Here is a 262-nt window from a genome sequence, read left to right as displayed (position 1 = left end):
CGGCTGTACACGCGGTTATGGATTTCAGTTTCGTCGCCATGGCCGCCGGTAATCAGCAGGTTTTTGACGAATGGCAGGAGTTTTTCCGCGCACTCGTCGGCTGTGCCTTCGGGCAGTTCGGCGAGGATGCGCGCTTCAGGAAGATTGGGCGTGGCAATGATCGACAGCGGCAGCAGACGCTCGCGCATCGCGTAGCCGACCTCGTCCTTGCCCAGGCGTCCGCCGCCGCCGGCACGCAGCACCGGATCGCAGACCACTGGCA

Annotated in this window: 1 protein-coding gene; it reads right to left on the bottom strand. The window is 63.7% G+C overall.

Annotation, left to right across the window (positions count from 1 at the left end; translation table 11 throughout):
* Positions 1 to 262 (bottom strand): bifunctional hydroxymethylpyrimidine kinase/phosphomethylpyrimidine kinase (locus AAEY83_RS16170; RefSeq protein WP_351060637.1); only part of this gene is annotated, 262 nt, incomplete at both ends.

This window comes from Psychrobacter sp. TB20-MNA-CIBAN-0197 (assembly GCF_040309765.1).
GTDB classification, from domain to species: Bacteria; Pseudomonadota; Gammaproteobacteria; order Pseudomonadales; family Moraxellaceae; genus Psychrobacter; species Psychrobacter submarinus.
This window is presented reverse-complemented; position numbering and strand designations above follow the sequence as displayed.